The following is a 25,774-nucleotide window of genomic DNA, read 5'->3' on the forward strand; positions in this document are numbered from 1 at the left end:
GTCAGGCCTTGCATTGTAGGGGATCCACCAGACGGGTGACGCGCCGAACGATATCGTTGACCACCGAGCGGGGGCCGCGACGATCGGTGCGCACGACGATATCGGCGGTCGACCGGTAGAGGGGGTCGCGCAGGGCGAACATCTCGCGCAGCACCGCCTCGCGGTCGGGCCGCTGAAGCAGCGGCCGGTTGCGGTCCTTGGCGGTGCGCCGCAGCTGTTGCTCGACGGTGGTGAAGAGATAGATGACGGTGCCGCGCTCGCTCAGGCAGCGGCGGTTGGCCTTGCGCAGCACCGCGCCGCCCCCGGTGGCGATGACCACCCCCTGCAGGCGGGTCAGTTCGTCGATCATCTGCGCCTCGCGATCGCGAAACCCCGCCTCGCCTTCAACGTCGAAGATCCATGGAATGTCGGCACCGCAGCGTGACTGGATCTCGTGATCGCTGTCGTGGAAATCACGTGACAGTTCGGCCGCCAACAGGCGGCCGATGGTGCTCTTTCCGGCTCCCATGGGGCCGATCAATATCAGGTTGGGTAGATCCTGCATCAGCGAATGGCCATACCGTCGTCGAGGATTCGAGGCGTAATGAATACCAGCAACTCTACCTTATCGTTGGTGTTCTCGGTATAGCGGAAGAGGTTGCCCAGCACCGGCAGGTCGCCCAGGAAGGGTGTCTTGAACAGGCTGCGTACCTCCTCGGTGGTGAGGATGCCCCCCAGCACCACGGTTTCGCCGTTGTCCACCAGCACCTGGGTCTCGATCTCGTTGGTGTCAATCGAGGGGACACCGTTGAAGAGCTCACCGACGGTATCGTTGTTGATGACCAAGTCCATGATGATGCGGTTGTCGGGGGTGATCTGCGGCGTCACTTCCAGTGACAGCACGGCCTCCTTGAACTCGACATTGGTCGCCCCGCTGGAGGCGGCTTCCTGATAGGGAATTTCCGTGCCCTGCTTGATGACGGCGGTGCGCTGGTTGGCGGTGATCACCCGTGGCTGCGAGATGGTCTGGCTCTTGCCCTCGCTTTCCAGGGCGCGTAATTCGAGGTCGAGCAGGATATCGCCGGAAAGGTAGCCAAAACTAAACGCTGTGATGGGGTTGGCACTCCCAAGGTCAACAGTAAGCCCCCCCCTGCTAAAGAGGTCGGGCACTTCACTTTCGCTTCTCGTGTTCCCATTGCCATCTTCGATGATAGTGGTTCCCACTTGTTCTTGAACCCCTTCAGAGTACCGTCTACCGTCATCACCTACAAAAGGCGTGCCAGTAGATGACCCACGTGTATTGAAACGCCCTCTACTGGTCGATGAAGCCCCCCAGTTCACCCCCAACTCCCGGGTCACGCTGTCGCGGGCGATGACGATACGCGCTTCGATCTGAACCTGACGGACGGCGATATCCAGACGATCCAGGGTGGCGATGATCTCGTCGATCTGCTCGGCGGTGTCCTGGATCAGCAGGGTGTTGGTGCGCTGATCCACCGCTACCCGCCCGCGCTCGGAAAGCAGTCCGAAGCCCTCGCCACCCCGCAGCAGCTGAGCGAGCGCCTCCGCCTTGGCGTACTTGACCTGAACATATTCAGAAGTGAGCGGTGCCAGGTCTTCCATCTGGTCACGTGACTCAATCTCCTGCCGCTCACGACTGGCCAGCTCGCTGGCCGGGGCCACCACGATGACATTGCCCTCCTGGCGGCTCGCCAGGCCATGGCTCTTGAGCACCAGGTCCAGCGCCTGGTCCCACGGAACGTCCTCGAGATTCAGCGTCACGCGGCCGGTGACGCTGTCGCTGGCCACCAGGTTGAGGCCGGTGAAGTCGGCAATGATCGCCAGCACCGAGCGCACCTCGATGTCCTGAAAATTGAGCGTGATGCGCTCGCCGGTGTACGAAAACTGCTCACGAACCCTGTCTTCGCGGGCCTGCTGGGTGACCGGCTGCGCCTCGATGGTCAACTGGCGTCCGCTCTGGGTCGACACCAGCGCATATTCACCACTGCCTTCGATGTCCAGCGTCACGCCGTCACGCCCGACCCGCGGTGTAATGCGCCGCAGCGGAGTCCCGAAATCGCTGACGTCATAGACCTGATTCAGCGATGCCGGCAGCTCGACATCGCGCAGCTCGGCAATGATGCGATTGCCGCCACTCTCGCGAACTCGCGCATCGACGCCGGCACGGTCGAAGGTGACCACCAGGCGCCCGGCGCCCGCGTCGCCGCGGCGAAAGTCGATATCGGCCACGCTCGGGCCACTGGCGGCGACCGATGACGCACGCGTCTCGTTCGACACGCTGGCCGAGGCGTCCTGCGGGCGAGAGGCAGCCACCTGCTGACCGGTGGCATTGCCGGCGGCCCCGCCGATAACTAGCTTCAGCTGGTCCCCCTGCTGGCGGGTGTTGTAAGGCAGCGGGCCCTCCAGCGCGAAGACCAGCCGCGTCCGGGAACCGGCTTCCAGCGCCGTCACGTCTTCGACGCCGCCGATACCCAACTCGAAGCGCCGCTGCCCCAGCCGGCTGGTGGTATCAACCAGATCGATGGCCAGCCGCGCCGGGTCATCGAGACGGTAGCCCCTGACCTCGGGGATCGGGCCGCTGAAGTCGAGATCGACCTCGACGCCCCCGCCGCTGCCCTGGCGAAATTCCAGGCTGTCCAGGGTGCTCGCCGCCAAGGCGGACGAGGACATCGCCAGCATCGCCAGTGTCGCGAGACCGCGCATCATTGCTGTCATGGTTCCCTTCCCCCGCTGCCGCGTCGCCCGCCTTCTGCCAGGCGACGACAGGCTGATTGTCATTCTTCCAGCTTCAAGATGTGGTTGCGCTCGACCCAGACATTCCGGTCCAGCACGGTTTCGACCAGTCCCACGGAGGCCTCGGTGATCGTCACGATCCGGCCATTGTCCTGCCCCATGTAGTGGCCGATGGTCAGCCGATGCACCTGACCGTTCGGTGCCCGCACAAGCGCCGATGGGCGCCCTTTGACCGTCAGCGTCCCGACCAGCTCGAGCTCGCTGAGCGCATAGGCCTCCAGCGCGTCCTTGGGTCGGTTGGGGTCGGGCGCCAGTTCACCTTCACGTGGCGTCGGCCCTGCGTCCTGACGCGAACGGTCAAGAAACGGGCTTCGTTGGTCGGCCGGGGAATAGGCGATGGTCTCGTAGTCGGGAAGCTCCGGCAGCGCCACCTTCGGCACCTCGCCGGGATCGTTGCGGATTGCTGCCAGTTCGCGGTCGAGGTTGGCGAGCTGAGGGTCGCTACAGCCGGCCAGCAGGCCAAGCACGCCGGCGATCAGCCACCGCTTGCCCGTCGTGCTCATGGCGAGCCCTCCGCACTGGGCCGGTAGCTGTAGGTCCGCGCCAGCATCGACAGCCGCAGCTGCTGGCCGTCGCCGTCCTGCGGCTCGAGGGCAAAGTCATGCTGGGTGACGATACGCGACAACCCCGCCACACCCGCCAGGAAGGCCGCCACCCGGTGGTAGTCGCCCTGGACCTGTATGTCGAAGGGTTGCTCGATGTAGTAGTCCTGCGCCACCGGGCTGCGCAGGCGGATGAAGTCGATCGTGAGCTGATGCTCGATCGCGGTCTCGCTGATATTGTCGATCAGCGAGGGCACCTCGGCACCGGTCGGCAGCATTTCGCGAAGCGTTGCCATGCGCGATTCGAGACTCTCCATCTCCTCGCGCATCACCGGCAGATTGGCGGCCTGTGCCGCCTTGCTGCGATACGCTTTTCGCAGCTCGTGCTCCTCGGCGCGCGCCTGCTCGAGTTGCTCGGCCCGAGGAGCGGCCAGGTACCAGTACATGCCGAAGAAGATCAGGCCCAGCGTCAACGCGCAGCAGATGGCCTGCAACGACCACGGCCAGCTGCCGGACTCCTTGATATCGAGTTCGCGCCAATCGAGCTCGCGAAGCCTGCGCATTTCTCCCTTGAGGCTCATGGCGTCTCCTCCCCACGCTCGGGCATCCGCTGGCTCACGCTCAGGCTGAAGCTGCGACGCTCTCCGGCTTCCAATGCCTCCACCTCGGAAAGTGACGGCTCGGATAACGCTGCCGCCGCCGCCAGCCCACGCAGCTGGTCGGAGACCTGTCGGTTGTTGTCCGCCAGCCCCGACAGACTCAGGTTATCCCCCTGGCGACGCAGGCTGGTATAGCGAACGCCGTCGACCAGGCTCGTGACCAGATCGCTGAACACATGCACGGTCTGGGCACGCCCCAGCTGCAGGCTCGTGAAGATCTCGACCTGATCGAGCATCTGCTCGCGTATCGCCTCGAGCTCGTCGATCTCGCGTATCGCGGTATCGAGCTGGCGGCTCTGGTCCTGGATATAGGCATTGCGCTGCTGCTGGACATCATGTTGCTGCGCGTAGTAGCGGCTCATGGCATAGCCGCCACCGAGCCCGATCAGTGCCATCAGCGCCAGCGTCAGATAGAACCGCCGGCTGCGCCGACCGCGCATCTCGTCGCGCCAGGGCAGGAGATTGATCTCGATGGTCATGCGCGTGACCTCATCGCCAGACCGCACGCCGTCAGCATCGCCGGCGCATCGCCCGCCAGGGTCTGCACGTCGATGCGCGCGCTGACTTTCATGCGCTGCAGCGGGTTGGCGGTCACGACGTCCATGCCGCTTTCCTGGGACAGGCGTTCGGCCAGGCCGGGGATCACACTGGAACCACCCGCCAGCACCATGCGCTTGACCTCATGCTTGCGACCCGCCGTGTAGTAGAGCTGCAGTGAGCGTCCGACCTGCTGCACCAGGGTGTCGAGGAAAGGGTCGAGCACGCTGTGCTGATAATCCTCGGGCAGTCCGCCGCGCTTCTTGGCAAGCCCTGCCTCCTCGAGCGTCAGCCCGTAGCGGTTGCGGATCTCGTCGGTCAACTGGCGGCCGCCGAAGACGGTATCGCGGCTGTAGACGATGCGTCCCTCGCGAAGCACGTGAAAGGCGTTCATGTTGGCACCGATATCCACCAGCGCGACGCAGTCCTCTTGACCGCTGACATCGGGCAGCTGGTGGCGCAACTCGGTAAACGCCCGCTCCATGGCGAACGACTCGACGTCCACCGCCGCGGGGGTCAAGCCCGCCTGCAGCAAGACATCGGTCAGTTGGCTGACATCCTGCTGACGACAGGCGACCAGCAGGACATCCTGCTGGTCGCCGAAACGGGCATTGAGGCCCAGGCGCTGGAAATCGAAGGCGACTTCACTGAACGGAAAGGGAATATGCTTGTCAGATTCGAGTTCGATACGCGCTTCTATTTCGTCGTCATTCAACGAAGCGGGTAACGTGAGCGTTTTGGTGATGGCTGCACTCGACGGTACGGCTACGGCCACATTGCGCGAGGAGGGCCGGGCTTGCTGCACGGCACGCGTCAGCGCACTGACCACCTCGTCCATGTCGTGGATGCGCCGCTCGACCACCGCGCCCTCCCGCAGCGGGCGTACCGCGTAGCTTTCCACTTGGTAGCGGCTGCCGATCTGGCGAAGCTCGATGAGCTTGACGGTCGCCGAGGTGATGTCGACGCCGACCAAGCCCTTGCCGGACGCTTTCAAACGCATCTAGATCCCGCCCCACGCTGGTTTATACACTTGCTACTCATCATGCTACGTCACTCACCCAGCAAGAAGACTCACGCGTTAAGGAAAATGGACGACGAAAATCATACTCCGGTACTTTAACGGGAGGTTACATGATCAGGAAGAAACTCACACGACCTATGCTGTCGCCGAATGTCAACGCTGGTGGCCGCCGGCTTGGCTTCTTATAATGGCGACGCATCGTATTGCCTTTCTCATCGCTGCCTAACGCTCAAGTTCCCAGCACGGATACCGCGATTTCATGAAGTACCTCAGAACACTGATCCTCTCGGCCGTGTGGCTGGTGATCTCGTTGATCGCTGCCGCCGGCCTCGGGGTCGTCGGCGCCGGCCTGTACTTCGCCCCCGGCCTGCCCGATGTGCGTCAGCTACAGGATTTCGAACTGCATACGCCGCTGCGCATCTATACCCGGGATGACAAGCTGATCGGCGAGTACGGCAATGAGCGGCGCATGCCGGTCGAGTTCGAGCAGATCCCCGAGGAAATGGTTCAGGCACTGTTGTCGGCCGAGGATGCCGGCTATTTCGATCATCGCGGCGTCGATCCCAAGGCCTTGGTGCGGGCCGCGGTGGAGCTCGTTTCCAGTGGTGGTGATATTCGCTCCGGCGGCTCGACGATCACCATGCAGGTGGCACGCAACTATCTCCTGACCCTGGAGCAGACCTTCACCCGCAAGATCCGCGAGATCCTGCTGGCACTGCAGATGGAGCAGATTCTTTCCAAGGAAGAAATCCTCGAGCTCTACGTCAACAAGATCTTCCTCGGCAATCGCGCCTATGGCATCGCCGCGGCGGCGGAAACCTACTACAGCCGCCCCCTCGAGGAACTCACGCTGGCCGAAACGGCGATGATTGCCGGCCTGCCCAAGGCCCCCTCGGCCTTCAATCCGCTGGCCAACCCCGAGCGTTCGCTGATTCGACGCAACTGGATACTGTTCCGCATGCGTGAACTGGGTTATATCGACCAGCCGACCTATGACGAGGCCGTCCAGGCGCCGGTTACCGCGCGTCGCTATGTCGCCCGCACCGAAGTCGAGGCCGACTATGTGGCCGAGATGGCGCGTCAGTTCGCCGTCGAGCGCTTCGGCGAAGAGGCGGCCTATACCGGCGGCTATCGCATCCATACCACCCTGGACAGCGAGCTTCAGCCTTATGCGCGGCGTGCGCTCGCCGAGGGGCTGATTGACTACGACATGCGTCACGGCTGGCGTGGCCCCGAACAACAGGACATTCCCCAGAGCCTGGTGGAAGCCCAGGATCGCACCGAGCGCGAGGGACTCGAGGAGGAGCTCAGCGAATCGCCTGAGGTGATGGAGACTGCCCGACGCGCCGCCGAGAGTAGCCAGACGGAGATAGAGGGCATCGAGGGCGACGTCAGCAACTGGCTGCAGGTGCTGGAGCGCACGTCTCTCCTCGGGCCGCTGGAACCGGCTATCGTGGTTGCCGCCGAAGGCCGCGAGATGCAGGTCATGGCCCGCGGCGGTGAACTGCATACGCTCGACTGGGAGGATCTCAGTTGGGCTCGCGCCTATCGTGGGCCACGTTCGCGTGGCCCTGAGCCGGCTAGCGCGGCCGAGATCGCCGCGCCGGGCGACCTGGTACGCATTCTCGAGCGTGACGGGGAGGAAGAAGATGGCTATCGGCTCTCCCAGCGTCCGGACGCCGAAGGCTCGCTGGTGGTCATGGAGCCCGATACCGGGGCGATCCTCGCCCTGCAGGGCGGCTTCAGTTACCAGGCCAGCAAGTTCAACCGCGCGGTGCAGGCGCAGCGCCAGTCCGGCTCGATCTTCAAGCCCTTCATCTATCTGGCGGCGCTGGACAGCGGCATGATGACCGCCGCCAGTGTGGTCAACGATGCACCGGTAGTGCAGCAGGATGGCAGCAACGAACTCTGGCGTCCGGTCAACTCGAGCGGCGACTTCCTGGGCCCGATACGGCTGCGCGAGGCGCTGGCCCGCTCACGCAACCTGGTGACCATTCGCGTGCTGCAGCAGGTCGGCCTGGACGCCACCATCGACTTTCTGGAAGGCTTCGGCTTCGCCGAGAATCGCCTGCCCCGCGGGCTCTCCCTGGCGCTGGGCAGTGCCGGACTGACGCCGCTGGAAATGACCAACGCCTATGCGGTGCTGGCCAATGGCGGCTTTCAGGTCTCGCCCTGGTTCATCGAGCGCATCACCCGTGGTGACGAAGACAACGTCGTGGACGAGGCCACGCCGAGGGTCGCCTGTCGTGATTGCAGCGAAGGTCAGGAGCAAGTGGAAATCAACGGCCGCACCTACCCGGTGGCGCCTCGTGTCGCTGACCCCAGTGCGGTGTACATTCTGCGCGATATGCTGCGCGACGTGATCGAGAATGGCACCGGCCGCGCAGCATTGGCCTTGAACCGTGATGACATCGTCGGCAAGACAGGCACCACCAATGATTATCGCGACGCCTGGTTCGCCGGTTACAACAGTGATCTAGTGACCACCGTCTGGGTCGGCAAGGACAATAACGAGACCATCGCCGAGTATGGCGGCAGGGTTGCCCTGCCCATCTGGATGGATTTCATGGGCACGGCACTCGAGGATCGTCCACTGGCCATCCCGGAGGCGCCCGAGGAGATCGTCAGCGCCCGTATCGACCCCCGTACCGGTCGTCGACTCAACGATAACCAGGGCGGTGGCATGCAGGAGATCTTCCATACCGACTACTTGCCTGACTACCAGTCGCGCCGCGTCGACAGGGAGGTCGAGCAACAGAGCGGCTCCGAGGGTACCGGCACCTACGAAGCCATTTTCTAGCGCCCCGGCGGCAGGGATGCCGCCGTCCTCCTCATCATCGCCGATCACGTCATACGAGTTGATCACCGGTCATCCGGGAAACCGACATGCCACATCCTGCAATACGCCGCACGAGGCTCGCGCGGCTGTCACTGTGCATCCTTGCGGTTATCGCCGGCAGAGCGCAAGCCTATCCGTTCTATGCCCCACCGCCGCCCGAAGAGGATGCCGCCAGCTTCTCCGGAGACGCCGAACTCGGCTTCACCCACCTCTCGGGCAATACCGACAGCCAGACCCTTATCGGCAAGGGTCAGCTGACCTGGCTGACCGGTGACTGGACCCACACCCTGCGCGGCGAAGTGCGTAACGTCTCCCGTAACGGCGGGACCAGCGCCGAGCAATACATCGTCGCCGGTCGCGAACGCTACGAGCTCGATGGCCCGCACTATATCTTCGGCTTCGCACGCTGGGAGAAGGACCGGTTCAGTGGTTACGACCAGCAGGCAACGGCCATCAGCGGCTACGGTCGCGACCTGATCAATAGCGAGCGCCACCTGCTCTCACTCGAGGGCGGCCCAGGCATCCGCCATGACCGCCTTGAGGAGGGACAGAACGAGTTGCGTGGCGTGGCCTACGGCGCTCTGGCCTATGAGTGGGCTTTCTCGGAGCATTCCAGCCTGGAGCAGGAGCTCTCGGTAGAAGCGACCAGCACAAACGTGACATCACGCTCGCTTTCGTCGCTCACGGCGCGGCTCAACTCGCACCTGGCGCTGAAGCTGTCGCATGAAGTCAAGGATAATTCCGACCCGCCCGACAATGCCGATGCCCGCACCGACCAGACCACCAGCGCCTCGCTGCTGTACAGCTGGTAGTGCCGTTTCGTCATGACATGACGACGACGCCGGCCCAAGGGCCGGCGTCATTATTTCCGCCATCTATGCCGTCGCGTCAAGACTCAGCCGCCATAGACATCGTCCACCGTCTTGAGCGGATAGTGCGTCGGATAGGGCTTGCGCGCCACGCCGGAATCCACCGCCGCCTGGGCCACGGCCGAGGAGACCCGGTCGAGCAGCCTGACGTCCACCGGGGTGGGAATGATGTAGTCGGGGCCGAAGCTCATGCTCTGCATCTCGTAGGCCTCGAGCACCTCGGCGGGAACCGGCTCGCGCGCCAGGTCCTTGAGCGCATGCACGGCCGCCACTTTCATCTCCTCGTTGATACGCGTCGCGCGTACGTCGAGGGCGCCGCGGAAGATGAAGGGAAAGCCCAGCACGTTGTTGACCTGGTTGGGATAATCGGAGCGACCGGTGGCCATGATCACATCCGGTCGCGCCTCGCGGGCCACGTCGGGATGGATTTCGGGGTCTGGATTGGTACAGGCGAACACCACCGGGTTGGGCGCCATCTTGCGAATGTGCCCGGCGTTCATCAGCCCCGGGCCCGAGAGGCCGATGAAGACGTCCGCGCCGTCGATGGCATCGTCCAGCGTGCGCTGATCGGTCTGCACGGCAAACATCGCCTTGTACTGGTTGAGATCCGTCCTGCCGGCGTGAATCACCCCCTTGCGATCGAGCATCACGATGTTGTCGGCGTGTGCGCCACAGGAGACCAGCAGCTTCATGCAGGCGATCGCCGCGGCGCCAGCACCGAGGCAGACGATGCGAGCGCTGTCCAATGACTTGCCGGCGATCTCCAGCGCATTGAGCATGCCCGCAACGGTGACGATGGCCGTGCCGTGCTGGTCGTCATGGAAGACCGGGATGTTGCACTGCTCGATGAGCGCCTGCTCGATCTCGAAGCATTCGGGGGCCTTGATGTCCTCGAGGTTGATCCCGCCCCAGGTATCGGCGATGCGCGCCACCGTATCGATGAATGCCTGCGGGCTCTCGGCATTGACTTCGATGTCCACCGAGTTGATGCCGGCAAACCGCTTGAACAGCACGCCCTTGCCTTCCATCACCGGCTTGCTGGCCAGTGGTCCCAGGTTGCCGAGGCCGAGGATGGCAGAGCCATCGGAGATCACTGCCACCAGGTTGCCCTTGCCGGTGTAGCGGTAAGCGTTCTCGGGATCGCGAGCGATCTCGCGCACCGGCTCGGCGACACCCGGGCTGTAGGCCAGAGACAGATCCCGGGCGGTGGCGGTGGGCTTGGTCAGTTCTACGGAAAGCTTTCCGGGAATCGGCTTGGCGTGATAGTCCAATGCGGCCTTTCTTGCGTCAGTCATGCGGAAGGTCCGATATGCTGTGGCGAAAGTGAACTCAGAATATAGAAAATATTTCCATTTCTCAACGCGGAAGCGCTCTCCCGCTTGTCACAAGGGCGGTCGAGACGTTATGGCGCGGGACTCGAGAGCGCTGGAAACCTGCCTGTGGTCCGTGAGGTAATGATGGAGGTATTGCTGACGAGTATGGCACAAGGCGCGCGCTCGCATGGGGCATCGCGTAAACGAGCAAAAGACCCGCCAGCAGGGGCGGGTCTCGGACGAGCGATGACGGCGACATGACACAAGCCCGCCTTGTCGCGTCGCGAGGCCGTGATCAGCCCCGCTTGACGGCAGCACCGAAACGCTTGTTGAAGCGCTCGACGCGACCACCCGTGGTCGCCTGCTTCTGCTTGCCGGTATAGAAGGGATGGCACTGCGAGCAGACGTCCAGAGAGAAATCGTGGTTGGAGGTGGAGCCCACTTCGAAGGTGGCGCCACAGGAACAGGTCGCGTTGACCATCTTGTAATCCGGATGGATAGCTTGTTTCATCTTGAGCCTCATGGAGCGGTATGCCGCCACCTGATCATCTGCCAGGCACCGCATACGGGTTGACTATCGGTTGTCCGTGAACCGTACATGCGAACCGGTTTTCTCCCCTGCCCTTTTTCTGGCGTACTTTCTTCTTGCGTACTCGCGCGTGCCTTATTTCCGCTCGCGTACCCGGGGAGGCGCAGCATTTTAGCAGATCCGCCGCCGGAGGCCAATTGCCACAGACCCCTCATCCCGCACCACGCGTGCTGGGCATCGCCATCCCGTCGCCGCTGCGTCGGTTGTTCGACTATCGCCCCTGCGGCGAGGCGCCCAGTGGCGGCTGGCAGCCCGGCATTCGCGTTCGCGTGCCCTTCGGCAGACGCCAACTCGTCGGCGTGGTGATCGAATGCCGCAATGACAGCGAGCTGGCGTTGAAGGATCTGAAACCCATCGACGCCTGCCTCGACGCCACTCCCCTACCGGCGGATTGGCTGTGGCTGTGCCGCTTCACCGCCCGTTATTACCAGCATCCCCTCGGCGACACCCTGCACCAGGCGATGCCGGTCCTGCTGCGCCAGGGCCGCCCCCTGACCGCCCGCACCCGAGAGCGCTGGCGGCTCACCGCGGTCGGACAGGCAGCCGACGCCGCCGAGCTTGCACGCGCACCGCGACAGGCGGCACTGCTGGCGATGCTGCACCAGCACCCGCATGGCCTGGGCACCCAGGCGATCCTCGCCCAGTCATTCACGCGCGAGCAGCTGCGCGCGCTGGTCGACAAGGGCTTGCTCAGCCGCCTTGAGGAGCCGGCCACCGCTCACCCAAGGGACAGCACCGGCGCTCGGCTCGCCGAGCCGGCCATCCCCCTCAATCGCGAGCAAAGCGTGGCGCTGGCCGCGCTCCATGAAGGCCTTGACCGCTATCACCCCTGCCTGCTGGAAGGCGTGACGGGAAGCGGCAAGACCGAGGTCTACCTGCAACTGATCGAAGCCGTGGTCGGCCAGGGCCGCCAGGCGCTGGTGCTGGTGCCCGAGATCGGCCTCACCCCCCAGACCCTGGCGCGCTTTCGCCAACGCTTTCGCGTCCCGGTAGTGGCACTGCACTCGGGGCTCACCGACCACGAGCGCTTCGACGCCTGGGAGGCCGCCGCGAGCGGACGAGCGCCCATCGTCATCGGCACCCGCTCGGCGATCTTCACCCCCCTGGCACGCCCGGGGGTGATCATCGTCGATGAAGAGCACGACGGCTCCTTCAAGCAGCAGGACGGCCTGCGCTATCACGCCCGCGATCTTGCCGTGGCGCGTGCCCACCACCACGCCATCCCCTTGTTATTGGGCAGTGCCACGCCATCGCTCGAGAGCCTGTCGCGCGCCCGCAGCGGCGACTGGCGCCACCTCACCCTGACCCAGCGCGCCAGCCGCCATGCCCCCGCCCGGCTGGAGCTGGTCGACCTGCGCGGCAGGCCCCGCCAGGGCGGGCTGATCCCGCCGGTCATCGAGACGATCCGCGAAACACTGGCAGCCGGACATCAGGTCCTGGTGTTCATCAACCGCCGCGGCTTCGCTCCCACGCTGGCCTGCCATGCCTGCGGCTGGCTCGCCGAGTGCGACCACTGCGACGCCCGCATGACCCTGCACCGCCAGCCTCCGCTGCTGGCCTGCCATCACTGCGACCGGCGGCGTGTCCTGCCCGAGGCCTGCCCCAAGTGCGCCAGCATCGACCTGCGCCCGCTGGGCAGCGGCACCGAGCGCACCGAGGAGACGCTTGCCGGCCTCTTTCCCAAGGTGCCGGTACATCGCATTGACCGCGACAGCACTCGCCGCCGCGACGCCTTCGAACAGGTGCTGGCCGAGCTGCGCCGCGGCGAGCCCTGCCTGCTGGTGGGTACCCAGATGCTCGCCAAGGGGCATCATCTGCCTCACGTCACCCTGGTGGTGGTGGTCAATGCCGATGCCGGCCTGTATGCCAGCGATTTCCGTGCCCTGGAACAGAGCGCTCAGCTGCTGATTCAGGTGGCCGGCCGGGCCGGGCGCGCCGATCATCCCGGTCGCGTGCTGGTGCAGACCCTGCACGGCGATGACCCGCACCTGCAGACGCTGGCCGAGCAAGGCTATGCGGCGCTGGCCGATCAACTGCTGGAGGAGCGGCGCGCCGCCGGCCTGCCCCCCTTTCGTTTTCTCGCCCTGCTGCGCCTGGAAAGCCCCCGCGAGGACGCGGTCAGCGCTCTGGGCCATCAGGTGGCCGAGGCGCTGCGCCAATGGCTCGCGTCGCGTCGGCTCGAGGTCGGCTGCCTGGGTCCGGTGCCCGCGCCCATGGAGCGCCGCCAGAACCGCTATCATGCCCAGCTGATGCTTACCAGCGAGCGCCGCAGCCGCCTCCACGAAGCCGGCGCCTGGTTGACCGCCTGGCTGGAGGCCTCACCTGAGGCGCGACGGGTGAGATGGTCGCTGGATATCGACCCGCAGACCCTGAGCTGACAGCGGGAGGGTTTAAAGCCTGGCCCCGATTGCCGATAATACGCCGCACTGCCAAGCGGCCCCTTCGCGACCCGCGACACTGGACACCGGAATCCTTCATGAAAGACACCCTCATCTCGCTGCTCGAAGGCGCCCTGAACGAACTCAAGCGCCAGGAGATCCTGCCCGCCGACCTCGCCCCGACCATCAAGGTCGATCCGACCAAGGACAAGGCCCATGGCGACTACGCCACCAACCTGGCCTTGATGCTCGCCAAACCCGCAGGCCGCAAGCCGCGTGAGCTTGCCGAGGCATTGGTCGCCGCCCTGCCGGCAAGTGACGCCGTGAGCCGGGTGGAGATCGCCGGCCCCGGCTTCGTCAACTTCTTTGCCGCCACCGACGCCGTCGCGCAGATCGTGCGCACCGTGCTCGACTCGGGCGACGCCTACGGTCGCAGCCTTGCTGGTCGCGGGCGCCAGGTGCAGGTGGAGTTCGTCTCCGCCAACCCCACCGGCCCGCTGCATGTGGGCCACGGGCGCGGTGCCGCGATCGGCGACTGCGTCGCCCGGCTGCTCGAAGCGACCGGCTTTGATGTCACCCGTGAGTTCTACTACAACGATGCCGGCGCCCAGATCACTAACCTGGCCCTCTCGGTGCAGGCCCGCGCCCAGGGCATTGACAGCGACGACGCCAACTGGCCGACCGACGGTTATCGCGGCGGCTATATCATCGATGTCGCCAATGCCTACCTGGCCGGCGAGACGGTGCATGCCGACGATCGCCACGTGACCGCCAAGGGCGACCCGCAGGACCTCGAGGCCATCCAGGCGTTCGCCGTCGCCTGGCTGCGCCGAGAGCAGGACCTCGACCTCAAGGCCTTCGGCGTCGCGTTCGATGTCTACTACCTCGAGTCATCGCTCTACGAGTCCGGCAAGGTCGCGGCCACCGTCGAGCAGCTGATTGCGGGGGGGCATACCTACGAGCAGGAGGGAGCCATCTGGCTGCGCACCACCGATTTCGGCGACGATAAGGACCGGGTGATGCGCAAGTCCGACGGCAGCTACACGTATTTCCTGCCGGACGTGGCCTATCACCTGGACAAGTGGCAGCGCGGCTTTACCGATGTGATCAACGAGCAGGGCGCCGACCATCATTCCACGGTGACCCGCGTGCGCGCCGGCCTGCAGGCGCTGGAAGTCGGTATTCCCGCCGGCTGGCCGGAATATGTGCTGCACCAGATGGTCATGGTGACGCGCTCGGGGGTCGAGGTGAAGCTCTCCAAGCGCGCCGGCAGCTACGTCACGGTGCGCGATCTGATCGACGAGGTGGGACGCGACGCCACGCGCTTTTTCCTTGCCGCGCGGCGCGCCGATTCGCAGCTCACCTTCGATATCGACCTGGCACGCTCGCAGTCCAACGACAACCCGGTCTACTACGTCCAATATGCGCATGCCCGGGTGTGCAGCATGCTGCGCAAGGCCGAGGCCGAGAATATGCCCTTCGATCACGCGTCGGCCATGAGCCACCTCGCCAAGCTCGACCAGCCGCAGGAAAAGGCCCTGATGAACCGCCTGGCTCGCTATCCTGGCGTCGTCGAGCACGCCGCCGCGTCCCGCGAGCCCCAGCAGATCGCTCAGTACCTGCTCACTCTCGCCGCCGACTTCCACACCTGCTATAACGCCGTGAAGGTCATGGTCGAGGACGACGCCCTGCGCAACGCACGCCTTGGGCTCGGCTTGGCCACGCGCCAGGTGCTGCGCAACGGCCTTGACCTGATGGGCGTCGGCGCCCCCGAGGAGATGTGAGTCATGGCCACTCGCCCCACTCCGAAGAAACGCGGCGCCACCACCAGCCGGCGACGCTCGCCGTCGCGGTCACGCCCCACCGTCCCGGGCTGGCTCTGGGCACTGGTCGGCCTGGTAGCGGGCTTTCTGCTCTCCCAGCACCAACATGGGTCCGCGCCCTGGCAGGACGAGCAGGACTCGCCCCTGGCGACGGTGATGCCCCGCTTCTCCGCGGATGATCCGGCCGCCACCTCCGGCACCACGGCCGATCCGGGGTCGGAAGAGCCCCCGATGCCGACCTTCGAGTTCTATACCCTGCTGCCGGAATCCGAAGTCATCGCGCCCCGCAGCGAGATTCCCGACACGGTCGCCCGCGCCCCGGCAGCGCCGAGCGAACCGGCCGAGCCCACGACCGAGGCCACGACCGAGGCCGTCGACGACCCCATCGCGCAGGTGATCGCGGCCAACTCGCGTCCCGAGGACGCGTCAGCGGCCGATACCTCAGACGAAATGCAGACGGTTAGTGCGGGAGAGCGCTACATGCTGCAGGCCGCCTCCTTCCGCGAATCCGGCGATGCCGAGCAGCTCAGGAGCCGGCTGAGCGATTTCGGCTTGCTGGCGCGCGTCAGCGAGGTCCAGGCGGGCGGCAACGAGACCTGGCACCGCGTCCAGGTCGGCCCCTACGAGGACACCCGTGAACTCAGTCGTGCCCAGGACCTGATGACCACGCAAGGCATCGAGCCGTTGATCATTCGCCTGCAGAACTGAACCGGCGCCCGGTCGCTGTAACGGGCACCGGCGTGCCTGCGGTTGAATTCCCTCCCCTCCGCCCGCATTACCCTGCAGAGCCTAGTCAAGGCGCGCGGGCGTTATTCGCAGCGCCGAATGTCAACGGGAGCCTTCGCTCCCCCAAGGAGTTCACTCCATGACCACGATCGTTTCCGTGCGACGCGGTGACCATGTCGCACTGGCCGGCGATGGCCAGGTCTCGCTGGGCAACACCGTCATGAAGGGCAATGCCAGCAAGGTGCGTCGCCTGTATCGCGGCGAAGTGCTGGCCGGTTTCGCCGGCGGTACCGCCGATGCCTTCACGCTGTTCGAGCGCTTCGAGGCACAGCTGGAGAAATACCAGGGTAACCTGGTCAAGGCCGCCGTGGAGCTGGCCAAGGACTGGCGCACCGACCGTGCCCTGCGGCGTCTTGAAGCCCTGCTCGCGGTGGCCAACAAGGACGCCTCGCTGATCATCACCGGCAATGGCGACGTGGTGGAGCCCGAGCGCGGCATCATCGCCATCGGTTCGGGCGGGAACTTCGCCCTCGCGGCCGCCCGCGCGCTGCTCGAGAACACCGACCTCGGTGCCCGCGAGATCACCGAGAAGTCGCTCGAGATCGCCGGTGACATCTGTGTGTTCACCAATCATCACGTCACCCTCGAAGAGCTCTGATCATGACCTCGATGACCCCCCGCGAAATCGTCCACGCCCTGGACCAGTACATCATCGGCCAGCAGGACGCCAAACGTGCCGTGGCGATTGCGCTGCGCAATCGCTGGCGGCGCATGCAGCTCGATGGCGACCTGCGCCAGGAAGTCACCCCCAAGAACATCCTGATGATCGGCCCGACCGGGGTCGGCAAGACCGAGATCGCCCGGCGCCTGGCCAAGCTCGCCCGCGCGCCTTTCATCAAGGTCGAGGCCACCAAGTTCACCGAGGTGGGCTATGTGGGCCGCGACGTCGAGTCGATCGTGCGCGACCTTACCGAGGCCGCCATCAAGCTGGTGCGCGAGCATGCCAAGGACGAGGTGCGTCACCGCGCCGAGGACGCTGCCGAGGATCGCATCCTCGACGCCCTGTTGCCGCCACCACGGGGGCAGGAGAACGAGCCGCGCCAGGATAGCTCGACGCGCCAGACCTTCCGCAAGAAACTGCGCGAGGGCCAGCTCGACGACAAGGAAATCGATATCGAGATCACGCCCCAGAGCCAGGGCATCGATATCATGACCCCGCCAGGCATGGAAGAAATGACCAGCCAGCTGCAGAGCATGTTTGCCGGCATGGGCAAGCAGAAGAGCGAGACCCACCGGGTGGCGGTGAAGGACGCCTTCGGCCTGCTGCGTGACGAGGAGGCCGCCAAGCTGGTCAACGAGGAGGAAATCAAGCGCCGCGCCATCGACGCCGTGGAACAGAACGGTATCGTCTTCCTCGACGAGATCGACAAGGTCACCAAGGGCAGCGGCCAGTCCAGCGGCGGGGAAGTGTCCCGCGAAGGCGTGCAGCGCGACCTGCTGCCATTGATCGAGGGCTCCACCGTCTCGACCAAGTACGGCATGGTCAAGACCGATCATGTGCTGTTCATTGCCTCCGGCGCCTTCCACCTCTCGCGGCCATCGGACCTGATTCCCGAGCTGCAGGGTCGTCTGCCGATTCGCGTCGAGCTCAATGCCCTGACCCCGGATGACTTCAAGCGCATCCTTACCGAGCCCTCCGCCTCGCTGACCAAGCAGTATCAAGCCTTGCTGGCCACCGAAGGGCTCGACATCAGCTTCACCGAGGACGGCATCGAGCGTCTCGCCGAGATCGCCTGGAAGGTCAACGAGGGCACCGAGAACATCGGCGCTCGTCGCCTGCATACGGTCATGGAGCGCCTCTTGGAAGAAGCCTCGTTCAGTGGCGCGGACATCGGCTCGCCGCTGGTGATCGACGCTGCCTACGTGGACTCCCAACTGGGCGAGCTGGCGATGGACGAGGACCTGTCGCGGTATATCCTCTAGGGTAATGGCACACCGCGATCGAAGGAGGCCGCCATGAGCGTTCCGATCCCCACCAGGGTGCACTACCACAAGCATGACCGTGAGCTCGAGCTTACCTACGGCGAGGACGAGTCCTATCGGTTGTCGGTGGAGTACCTGCGGGTATTCTCGCCCTCCGCCGAGGTGCGCGGTCATGGCCCCGATACCGCCACCCTGCAGGTCGGCAAGAAATTCGTGGGCCTGCAGAACATCAGTCAGGCCGGGCGCTATGCCCTCAAGCTGCATTTCGACGACGGCCACGACAGTGGCCTGTTCAGCTGGGACTATCTCTATGCGCTGATCCGCGATCAGAAGGCCAACTGGGAGGATTATCTGCGCCGCCTGGAAGCAGCCGGTGCCTCGCGAGAGCCGTTGAGCATCGAGATCAAGCAGCTCTAAAAGATACCACGCAAGACGCTGGGGGTAGCACGAAGGGGAGGTCATTTGCCAGGGATGGCAAATGTAGCGCCCATGGAAGGGTTTACAGCGCCTCCCCGGAGAGCTATTGCCAGACCCGTCGCGAAAGGTGTTGTCCCATCCCTCTCAAGACAATCACTGCCGGGGAAGGCTACAATATCGCTCATTGTCGAGGCCGAGCGGCCTCCTACACCGCAGCGATTCGGGAGCTCCAGCGAATGCGCCCCAGCGACAAGCGCACCACCCACTTCGGCTATCAGGAAGTGCCGGTCGAGGAAAAGGCCTCGCGCGTGGCCAACGTCTTCCATTCGGTGGCGGCCCGCTACGATGTCATGAATGATCTGATGTCGATGGGCATCCACCGCCTATGGAAGCGCTTGACCATCGAGCGCTCCGGCGTCCGCCCCGGGCACAGCGTGCTCGATATCGCCGGCGGCACCGGCGATCTGACCTTGAAGTTCTCACAAATGGTAGGGCCGCGAGGACGCGTGGTACTGGCCGACATCAACGAGTCCATGTTGCGCGTCGGTCGCGACAAACTGCTCGACCGCGGCGTCGGCGGCAATGTCGAGTACGTCCAGGCCAACGCCGAATGCCTGCCCTTCCCCGACAACACCTTCGACTGCATCACCATCGCCTTTGGCCTGCGCAACGTGACCGACAAGGACGCGGCGCTCGCCTCGATGGCGCGGGTGCTCAAGCCGGGGGGGCGGCTGCTGGTACTGGAGTTCTCCAAGCCGACCAGCGCGCTGCTCAACCGTGCCTATGACGAATACTCCTTCCGTCTATTGCCAAAGATCGGCGAGCTGGTAGCCAACGACGCTGACAGCTATCGCTACCTGGCAGAATCGATCCGCATGCATCCGGATCAGCCAACGCTAAAGGCGATGATGGAAGCCGCCGGTCTCGAGCGGGTCGAGTATACCAATCTCACCGGGGGCATCGTCGCCCTGCATCGCGGCATCAAGCTGTAATGCGATTACTGGCTGGCCTCGAGCGGACACTGAATGCCCTGTTGGCCCGCGATCCTGCCGCACCTGGCCGCTTGGCGCGCCTGGCCGGTCAACGCATCCTGATCCGCGTGCAACGTCCCACGCTGGCGCTGGCCGTACATTTTCACGCCACAGGTCTCGACCTGCTGCGTCCTGACCCCACCTCAGCGACAACCGACGATACCGCGAATCCGCCGGGCGATGATGCCCCGAAACAGACCTATGATGCTGTCGTCGAACTCGACGCCGAGACCGCGGGCGCCCTGCTCGGCGGCGCTTCGCTCGAGCGGTTGATGTTCCAGGGCAAGCTTTCGGTGCGCGGCCGTATCGAGCCGTTGGAAGCCGTCAGGGAACTGCTGATCGATCTTGACCTGGACTGGGAGGGCGAACTGGCCCGCTGGCTGGGCGATATTCCCGCCCACGGCCTGGCCGAGGGGTTGCGTCGCATGGGCCGCTGGGGGGTGCGAGCCCGCCAGGAACTGCACGCCGATATCGCCGAGTACGTCTTCGAGGAGGCTCGCCTGCTGCCGGGCCGTCATCAGCTTGACGCCGTACGCGACCATCTCACCGAGCTCAAGGTCGCCACCGACCGCCTGGAGGCCCGCCTGGCGAGGCTGCGACGGCGCCTGGCCGCTGAGGGGACGAGCTCATGATCCTCCGGCTACTGCGCATCGTCTGGGTGATCACCCGCTACCGGCTCGACACCCTGTTGCCGCTGGAGCGCTTTCCCTGGGCACTGCGACTGCTCTTCAAGCTCTCGCCGCTACGCCTGGTGCCCATCGGCCCGCGCCCGCGAGGCGAGCGCCTGCGCCTGGCGCTGGAATCCCTTGGGCCGATATTCGTCAAGTTCGGCCAGGTACTTTCCACCCGCCGCGACTTGCTCCCCGAGGATATCGCCGATGAGCTCAGGCGCCTGCAGGACCAGGTGCCGCCCTTTCCCGCCCCGCTGGCCCGGGCGCGTGTCGAGGATGAGCTCGGCATGTCCACCGACCAGGCCTTCGCCCGTTTCGAGGCCGAACCCCTGGCCTCGGCCTCGATTGCCCAGGTGCACACCGCAAGGCTGCACAGCGGCGAGGAGGTGGTGGTCAAGATCATTCGTCCCGGCATCGAGCGGGTGATGCGCCAGGACATGGCGCTGATGTTCCGCTTCGCCCACGTGCTGGCGCGGATTCCTGAGGCGCGCCGGCTGCGTCCGGTGGAAGTGGTTCGCGACTATGAAGCGACACTCTTCGACGAGCTCGACCTGACCAAGGAAGCCGCCAACACCTCCCAGCTCAAGCGCAACTTCAAGGCCTCGCCGCTGCTCTACGTGCCGGCCATTCACTGGGAACTGACCCGCCACCGCGTGATGGTGCAGGAGCGCATCCACGGCGTTCCGGTGGCCGATACCGCTGCCCTGCTCGCCCAGGGCACCGACCTTAAGAAGCTCGCCGAACGTGGTGTGGAGATCTTCTTCACCCAGGTATTTCGCGACAATTTCTTCCATGCCGACATGCACCCCGGCAATATCTTCGTGTCCTACGCGCACCCGCACGACCCACAGTACATCGCCATCGACTGCGGCATCGTCGGCAGCCTGACGCGAGAAGACCAGGATTATCTGGCTCGCAACCTGCTGGCCTTCTTTCACCAGGATTATTACGAGGTCGCGTCACTGCACATCGAGTCGGGCTGGGTCGGTGAGAACACGCGGGCCAACGAGTTCGCCGCGGCGATCCGCACCGTGTGCGAGCCGATCCTCGAAAAGCCACTCAAGGATATTTCCTTCGGCCAGGTGCTACTCGGGCTGTTCCAGACCGCCCGGCGCTTCAACATGGAAGTCCAACCCCAACTGGTGCTGCTGCAGAAGACCCTGCTCAATATCGAGGGGCTGGGCCGCCAGCTTTATCCGGACCTCGACCTGTGGAATACCGCCAAGCCGCATCTTGAACAGTGGATGAAGGATCGGGCCGGCCCTCGCGGCTTCTGGGATTCGCTCAAGCGCCAGGCGCCCGAACTCTCGCACCAGCTTCCGGAGCTACCCGTGCTCGCCTACCGCGCCCTCTCACGCGCCGACCAGGACCATCGCCAGCGATACCGTCAGGCCGAAGCCATGAGCGGCATTCGCCAGCTGCTGGTCCGCCAGGGCCGAGGCCAGAAACGCCTTCGCCTGGGTCTGATGCTGGTCGCCCTGGCGCTGGCCTGGCGTCCGCTGACAGAATGGGCTGGCCAACAGCCGCTGCCGGTGCTGGCCGCGGCAGCCATCGGCGTACTGCTGCTGGCGTGGCACTGAGTTTTCGGCACCATTGACTGCAAAATCTCTGCACGAGAGCGACGCGCCATGAGTGATATACTGGATCAACTACAAGATGTCCTTGACCAGCGCCGTCAGGCCGATGCCCAGGACTCCTATGTAGCCTCCTTGCACCACAAGGGGTTGAACAAGATACTCGAGAAAGTGGGTGAGGAAGCGACCGAAACCCTGCTGGCCGCCAAGGACGCCGAACATGGCGATGACGCGTCACGCCAAGCGTTGATCGCTGAAACAGCCGACCTGTGGTTTCATAGCCTGGTAATGCTGTCGCATCTCGACCTCGATCATCGCGCAGTACTCGACGAACTGAGCCGGCGACTCGGTGTCTCCGGCCATGACGAGAAGGCCGCCAGGCGGCCGTAATCGTACGACAAGCACCCGGGGCCGAGCAGGGCCCCAAATGAGAGGAAGCGCATATGTTAGGTGGTATCAGTATCTGGCAACTGCTGATCGTACTCGGCATCATCATCCTGATCTTCGGCACCAAGAAGCTGCGCAATGTCGGTGGCGATCTGGGTGGCGCCGTCAAGGGTTTCAAGAAAGCCATGAACGAAGATGGCAAGGGCGATGACGAGAAGCAGGACGACCCTCAGGCTCGCGTGAGCCATGAAGACGAGGGTGAAACCTACGACGTCAAGGCCACGCACAAGGCCGAAGACCAGGAAGAGCGTAAATAAACCGCCATGTTCGATATGGGCTTTCTCGAACTGCTGATCATCGGCGTGGTCGGCCTGCTGGTGCTGGGCCCCGAGCGACTGCCCAAGGCGGCGCGCACCATGGGACTGTGGATCGGCAAGATCAAGCGCACCGTCTCGGGCATGCAGCGCGAAATCAGCGCTCAGCTCGAGGCGGAAGAGCTGCGCCAGAAACTCAACGAGCAGCAGAAAAAGCTCGACGACAGCGTCAACCAGGTGAAACGCGGCGTGGAGAGCATCGGCGATGAGCCCGCCTCGTCTCGCCATAATTCCAAGGCGAACTCCAGCGCCGATGCCGGTAGCCGCGGACAAGACGTGAGTGGTAAAGGTAATAAAGATACAGAGGAGGCGGACAAGAAGGAGTCCTATGAGGCCAAGCCGACGCCCGCCCCTGAGAAGCGCCTCGATGACGCCTTGAGCCGCGCCCGGACGGATACCACCGATGATGACCGTGCCGACAAGGATGCCTCCTCCCGATGAGCAAGACCGACGACCCGCAGGATAAAAATCAGCTCCAGGCACCCTTGATTGAGCATCTGATCGAGCTTCGCTCGCGCCTGATGCGTGCCGTGGTGGCCATTCTGGTGATCTTTCTCGGGCTCTATGCCTTCGCCAATGACATCTACAGCTTCGTCGCCGAGCCGTTGATGGCACTGCTGCCGGAAGGCTCGCAGATGATCGCCACCGAAGTGGCCTCTCCCTTCCTCGCCCCCTTCAAGCTGACACTGGTGGTCGCGGTATTCGTCGCGGTGCCCTATGTGCTGCACCAGGCCTGGGCCTTCGTGGCCCCGGGTCTCTACGATAACGAGAAGGCGCTGGCGATTCCGATCCTGGCTTCGAGCGTGGGGCTCTTCTATGCAGGCGCCGCCTTCGCCTACTACGTGGTCTTCCCGCTGCTGTTCAAGTTCTTCACCCAGACGGGGCCGGAGGACGTGGCGGTGATGACCGATATCAACCAATACCTCAACTTCGTACTCAAGCTGTTCTTCGCCTTCGGCGTGGCCTTTGAGATTCCCATCGCCACGTTCCTGCTCATCTTGTCGGGAGCCACGACCGTTGAGAGCCTGGCAAAGAAACGGCCTTATGTGGTGCTGGGCTGCTTCGTTATCGGCATGCTGCTGACGCCACCGGACGTGGTCTCTCAAAGCCTGCTGGCGATCCCGATGTACCTGCTCTACGAAGTCGGCCTGCTGTTCGGCCGCCTGGTTCGTCGGCGCAAGGGTATGGATGTCGAAGAAGCCGAACATGACGAGCCATAAAGCACGGTTGCCTTAAGGATGGAATCGAAGAAGACCCCCTGGCGATACCAGGGGGTCTTTGCTGATGACAGCAGTCAACCGCTACCGAGAGGCGTCCCGCAGATGGGAAAGGACTAAAGGTCCATCATCTCGTCGAGTCGATCGACCAGCTTGAAGATGCCCGTCGCTGCCTCGCTGATTCGTGTTGCCAGCATGTAGGCCGGCGTGGTCACGACTCGGTTCTCGAAATCGACCACGATATCCTCGACGCCACAGCCACGATGCAATCCCCCCATCGCGCTGATCACACCGGAGACGCCGGGGTCATGCCCAACGGTTACGGCTATGCCTTGCCCAAGCAGGCGCGGCACCATGACCGGGCTAATGCACATCAGCCCGATCGGCTTGCGTGATTCCCGGAATCCTTCGAGCGCCTCTATCAGCTCGCCAAGCACCACCATGTCACTGCCGGCCTCGGCGAAGGTCGACAGGTTCTTGGCGGCCCCGAACCCTCCGGGCAGAATCACCGCATCGAACTCGTCGGCCTCGAGATCGCTCAATGGCGATATCTCGCCGCGTGCCAGGCGAGCGGACTCGACCAGTACGTTGCGGGTTTCATCCGGGGCCACTTCACCACTGCGATGATCGATGACGTGATGCTGGGCGATATCGGGAGCGAAACAGCGATAGCCGATGCCCAACTGGTCCAGCCGCAGCAGCGTCAACGTGGTCTCGTAGATCTCCGAGCCATCGAACACGCCGCAGCCCGAGAGGATGACTGCTACCTGCTTGCTCATGCCCTTCTCCTTGAAAACCTGCCCCCGCCCCTTGGCAGGACCGATGAATCGAACCCATCACTCTAGTCAGTCCTCTCTGGCACGACAAGACACAGCTTCCGACGCCGGACCACCCTGATATACTCGATGACAACAACGCCACGTTCATCGAAACGTCATCTTCGTTTGTCAGACTGCATGGCAGGCGGGATTGACCCTCATTGTGGAGACGCCTCTTGAGCTTTACCACCACTCGCCAGTTTCCCTCCGCGCGCCTGCGGCGCATGCGCCGTGACAACTTCTCGCGCCGGCTGATGTGCGAGAACACCCTGACCCCGGCCGACCTGATCTGGCCGGTGTTCGTGCTGGAAGGCCAAGGTCAACGGGAGGCCGTGCCCTCCATGCCGGGCGTCGAGCGACTCTCGCTGGACCTGTTGATCGAGGAGGCCCGCGAGGCCTTCGAACTGGGCATTCCTGCCCTGGCGCTGTTCCCGGTGGTGGGCCCGGATCACAAGAGCGAGCATGCCGAGGAGGCCTACAACGCCAGCGGGCTGGTGCAACGCAGCGTTCGTGCGCTCAAGGCGGCCATCCCAGGCCTTGGTATCATCACCGATGTGGCGCTCGACCCCTACACCAGCCACGGCCAGGACGGCCTGCTCGATGAAAACGGCTATGTCCAAAACGACCGTACCGTCGAGACGTTGCTCAAGCAGGCGCTGTCCCATGCCGAGGCCGGCGCCGATGTGGTCGCCCCGTCGGACATGATGGACGGACGCATCGGGGCAATTCGCCAGGTGCTTGAGCAGGAACAGCTGGTCAATACCCGCATCATGGCCTACAGCGCCAAGTACGCCTCGCGCTACTACGGCCCCTTTCGCGACGCCGTGGGCTCCTCCGCCAATCTCGGCCGGGCCGACAAGACCACCTATCAGATGGACCCCGCCAATGGCGACGAGGCGCTTCATGAAGTCGCGCTCGACCTCGCCGAGGGCGCCGACATGGTGATGATCAAGCCGGGCATGCCCTACCTGGACGTAGTGCGCCGGGTGAAGGATGAACTCAAGGTGCCGACATTTGCCTATCAGGTCAGCGGCGAGTATGCCATGCACATGGCCGCTTTCGAGAACGGCTGGCTGGAGGCCGACAGCGTGATCCTCGAGTCGCTGATGTGCTTCAAGCGCGCCGGCGCCGACGGGGTGCTGACCTACTTCGCCAAACGGGCGGCACGCCTGCTTTCTCACTGAACGAGGGGCGCGACGGCACAAGCGCAAGG

The 25,774-nt window shown here is 64.3% G+C and carries 25 protein-coding genes; 16 read left to right on the forward strand and 9 right to left on the reverse strand.

The genetic code is table 11. The annotated features are described in order from the left end of the window. Position 1: 1 nt before the first annotated feature. Genes aroK through BM341_RS07575 form a run of 6 tightly spaced genes read right to left on the reverse strand, consistent with a single transcriptional unit; the run spans position 2 to position 5,531 of the window. A complete protein-coding gene (aroK, locus tag BM341_RS07550; protein ID WP_089794516.1) occupies positions 2–544 on the reverse strand; it encodes a shikimate kinase AroK in 543 nt (180 codons plus the stop codon). Continuing rightward, on the reverse strand, positions 544–2,715 hold the full coding sequence (locus BM341_RS07555) for a type IV pilus secretin PilQ (protein ID WP_089794518.1): 2,172 nt from the start codon (positions 2,713–2,715) through the stop codon (positions 544–546). The genes aroK and BM341_RS07555 overlap by 1 nt, the downstream gene beginning before the upstream one ends. A 59-nt stretch (positions 2,716–2,774) precedes the next feature. Next, entirely contained in the window at positions 2,775–3,296 is a 522-nt protein-coding gene (locus tag BM341_RS07560; protein WP_089794521.1) for a pilus assembly protein PilP, read from the reverse strand. Continuing rightward, positions 3,293–3,916: a type IV pilus inner membrane component PilO gene (locus BM341_RS07565; RefSeq protein ID WP_089794523.1), complete on the reverse strand. Its 624-nt coding sequence runs from the start codon at positions 3,914–3,916 to the stop codon at positions 3,293–3,295. The genes BM341_RS07560 and BM341_RS07565 overlap by 4 nt, the downstream gene beginning before the upstream one ends. Continuing rightward, positions 3,913–4,473, reverse strand: a complete 561-nt coding sequence (locus tag BM341_RS07570; protein WP_089794525.1) for a PilN domain-containing protein — start codon at positions 4,471–4,473, stop codon at positions 3,913–3,915. Before BM341_RS07570 ends, BM341_RS07565 begins: the two co-directional genes overlap by 4 nt. Continuing rightward, positions 4,470–5,531 carry a pilus assembly protein PilM gene (locus tag BM341_RS07575; RefSeq protein ID WP_089794527.1) on the reverse strand — a complete coding sequence of 354 codons (1,062 nt, stop codon included), beginning with the start codon at positions 5,529–5,531 and terminating at the stop codon, positions 4,470–4,472. Before BM341_RS07575 ends, BM341_RS07570 begins: the two co-directional genes overlap by 4 nt. Before the next feature lie 280 nt (positions 5,532–5,811). Between BM341_RS07575 and BM341_RS07580 the strand changes: the two genes are divergently transcribed. Beyond that, positions 5,812–8,352, forward strand: coding sequence for a penicillin-binding protein 1A (locus BM341_RS07580; protein WP_089794529.1), 2,541 nt, complete (start codon positions 5,812–5,814; stop codon positions 8,350–8,352). 86 nt (positions 8,353–8,438) lie between these two features. Then, positions 8,439–9,203, forward strand: coding sequence for a DUF481 domain-containing protein (locus tag BM341_RS07585; protein ID WP_089794531.1), 765 nt, complete (start codon positions 8,439–8,441; stop codon positions 9,201–9,203). An 83-nt stretch (positions 9,204–9,286) separates the two neighbouring features. Here the strand turns inward: BM341_RS07585 and BM341_RS07590 are convergent, their stop codons facing one another. Beyond that, positions 9,287–10,555, reverse strand: a complete 1,269-nt coding sequence (locus BM341_RS07590; protein WP_089794533.1) for a malic enzyme-like NAD(P)-binding protein — start codon at positions 10,553–10,555, stop codon at positions 9,287–9,289. A gap of 313 nt (positions 10,556–10,868) precedes the next feature. Beyond that, complete coding sequence (gene rpmE / locus BM341_RS07595; protein ID WP_089794535.1) at positions 10,869–11,084, reverse strand: 50S ribosomal protein L31; 216 nt, start codon at positions 11,082–11,084, stop codon at positions 10,869–10,871. Positions 11,085–11,299: 215 nt separating this feature from the next. Here rpmE and BM341_RS07600 point away from each other — a divergent pair, with 215 nt between their 5' ends. The 13 genes from BM341_RS07600 to tatC all read left to right on the forward strand — a co-directional run bounded on the left by BM341_RS07600 (position 11,300) and on the right by tatC (position 23,746). After that, a complete protein-coding gene (locus BM341_RS07600; protein WP_089794537.1) occupies positions 11,300–13,540 on the forward strand; it encodes a primosomal protein N' in 2,241 nt (746 codons plus the stop codon). Between the two features lie 98 nt (positions 13,541–13,638). Beyond that, positions 13,639–15,324 carry an arginine--tRNA ligase gene (gene argS, locus BM341_RS07605; RefSeq protein ID WP_089794539.1) on the forward strand — a complete coding sequence of 562 codons (1,686 nt, stop codon included), beginning with the start codon at positions 13,639–13,641 and terminating at the stop codon, positions 15,322–15,324. Positions 15,325–15,327: 3 nt separating this feature from the next. Next, complete coding sequence (locus tag BM341_RS07610) at positions 15,328–16,071, forward strand: SPOR domain-containing protein (protein WP_089794541.1); 744 nt, start codon at positions 15,328–15,330, stop codon at positions 16,069–16,071. Positions 16,072–16,228: 157 nt separating this feature from the next. Beyond that, entirely contained in the window at positions 16,229–16,747 is a 519-nt protein-coding gene (gene hslV / locus BM341_RS07615) for an ATP-dependent protease subunit HslV (RefSeq protein WP_089794543.1), read from the forward strand. A gap of 2 nt (positions 16,748–16,749) precedes the next feature. Continuing rightward, entirely contained in the window at positions 16,750–18,072 is a 1,323-nt protein-coding gene (hslU, locus tag BM341_RS07620) for an ATP-dependent protease ATPase subunit HslU (RefSeq protein ID WP_089794546.1), read from the forward strand. 33 nt (positions 18,073–18,105) lie between these two features. Continuing rightward, positions 18,106–18,489 carry a gamma-butyrobetaine hydroxylase family protein gene (locus tag BM341_RS07625; protein WP_089794547.1) on the forward strand — a complete coding sequence of 128 codons (384 nt, stop codon included), beginning with the start codon at positions 18,106–18,108 and terminating at the stop codon, positions 18,487–18,489. A gap of 236 nt (positions 18,490–18,725) precedes the next feature. Next, positions 18,726–19,481, forward strand: a complete 756-nt coding sequence (gene ubiE, locus BM341_RS07630) for a bifunctional demethylmenaquinone methyltransferase/2-methoxy-6-polyprenyl-1,4-benzoquinol methylase UbiE (protein WP_089794549.1) — start codon at positions 18,726–18,728, stop codon at positions 19,479–19,481. After that, positions 19,481–20,152 carry a ubiquinone biosynthesis accessory factor UbiJ gene (locus BM341_RS07635; RefSeq protein WP_089794551.1) on the forward strand — a complete coding sequence of 224 codons (672 nt, stop codon included), beginning with the start codon at positions 19,481–19,483 and terminating at the stop codon, positions 20,150–20,152. The genes ubiE and BM341_RS07635 overlap by 1 nt, the downstream gene beginning before the upstream one ends. Further along, positions 20,149–21,771, forward strand: coding sequence for a ubiquinone biosynthesis regulatory protein kinase UbiB (gene ubiB, locus BM341_RS07640; RefSeq protein ID WP_089794553.1), 1,623 nt, complete (start codon positions 20,149–20,151; stop codon positions 21,769–21,771). Before BM341_RS07635 ends, ubiB begins: the two co-directional genes overlap by 4 nt. Positions 21,772–21,819: 48 nt before the next feature. Beyond that, complete coding sequence (locus BM341_RS07645) at positions 21,820–22,155, forward strand: phosphoribosyl-ATP diphosphatase (RefSeq protein WP_089794554.1); 336 nt, start codon at positions 21,820–21,822, stop codon at positions 22,153–22,155. A 53-nt stretch (positions 22,156–22,208) separates the two neighbouring features. Continuing rightward, positions 22,209–22,469, forward strand: a complete 261-nt coding sequence (tatA, locus tag BM341_RS07650; protein WP_089794556.1) for a Sec-independent protein translocase subunit TatA — start codon at positions 22,209–22,211, stop codon at positions 22,467–22,469. Positions 22,470–22,475: 6 nt separating this feature from the next. Beyond that, positions 22,476–22,967, forward strand: a complete 492-nt coding sequence (gene tatB, locus BM341_RS07655) for a Sec-independent protein translocase protein TatB (protein ID WP_089794559.1) — start codon at positions 22,476–22,478, stop codon at positions 22,965–22,967. Then, positions 22,964–23,746 (forward strand): twin-arginine translocase subunit TatC, encoded by a 783-nt coding sequence (gene tatC / locus BM341_RS07660; protein ID WP_089794561.1) that lies wholly within the window; start codon positions 22,964–22,966, stop codon positions 23,744–23,746. The genes tatB and tatC overlap by 4 nt, the downstream gene beginning before the upstream one ends. Before the next feature lie 113 nt (positions 23,747–23,859). Here the strand turns inward: tatC and elbB are convergent, their stop codons facing one another. Further along, entirely contained in the window at positions 23,860–24,522 is a 663-nt protein-coding gene (elbB, locus tag BM341_RS07665; RefSeq protein ID WP_089794563.1) for an isoprenoid biosynthesis glyoxalase ElbB, read from the reverse strand. A gap of 215 nt (positions 24,523–24,737) precedes the next feature. Between elbB and hemB the strand changes: the two genes are divergently transcribed. Beyond that, positions 24,738–25,745 carry a porphobilinogen synthase gene (gene hemB / locus BM341_RS07670; protein WP_089794565.1) on the forward strand — a complete coding sequence of 336 codons (1,008 nt, stop codon included), beginning with the start codon at positions 24,738–24,740 and terminating at the stop codon, positions 25,743–25,745. The last annotated feature ends 29 nt before the right edge of the window (positions 25,746–25,774 follow it).

Origin of the sequence: Halomonas korlensis, from assembly GCF_900116705.1 — a bacterium.
Lineage (GTDB): Bacteria > Pseudomonadota > Gammaproteobacteria > Pseudomonadales > Halomonadaceae > Halomonas > Halomonas korlensis.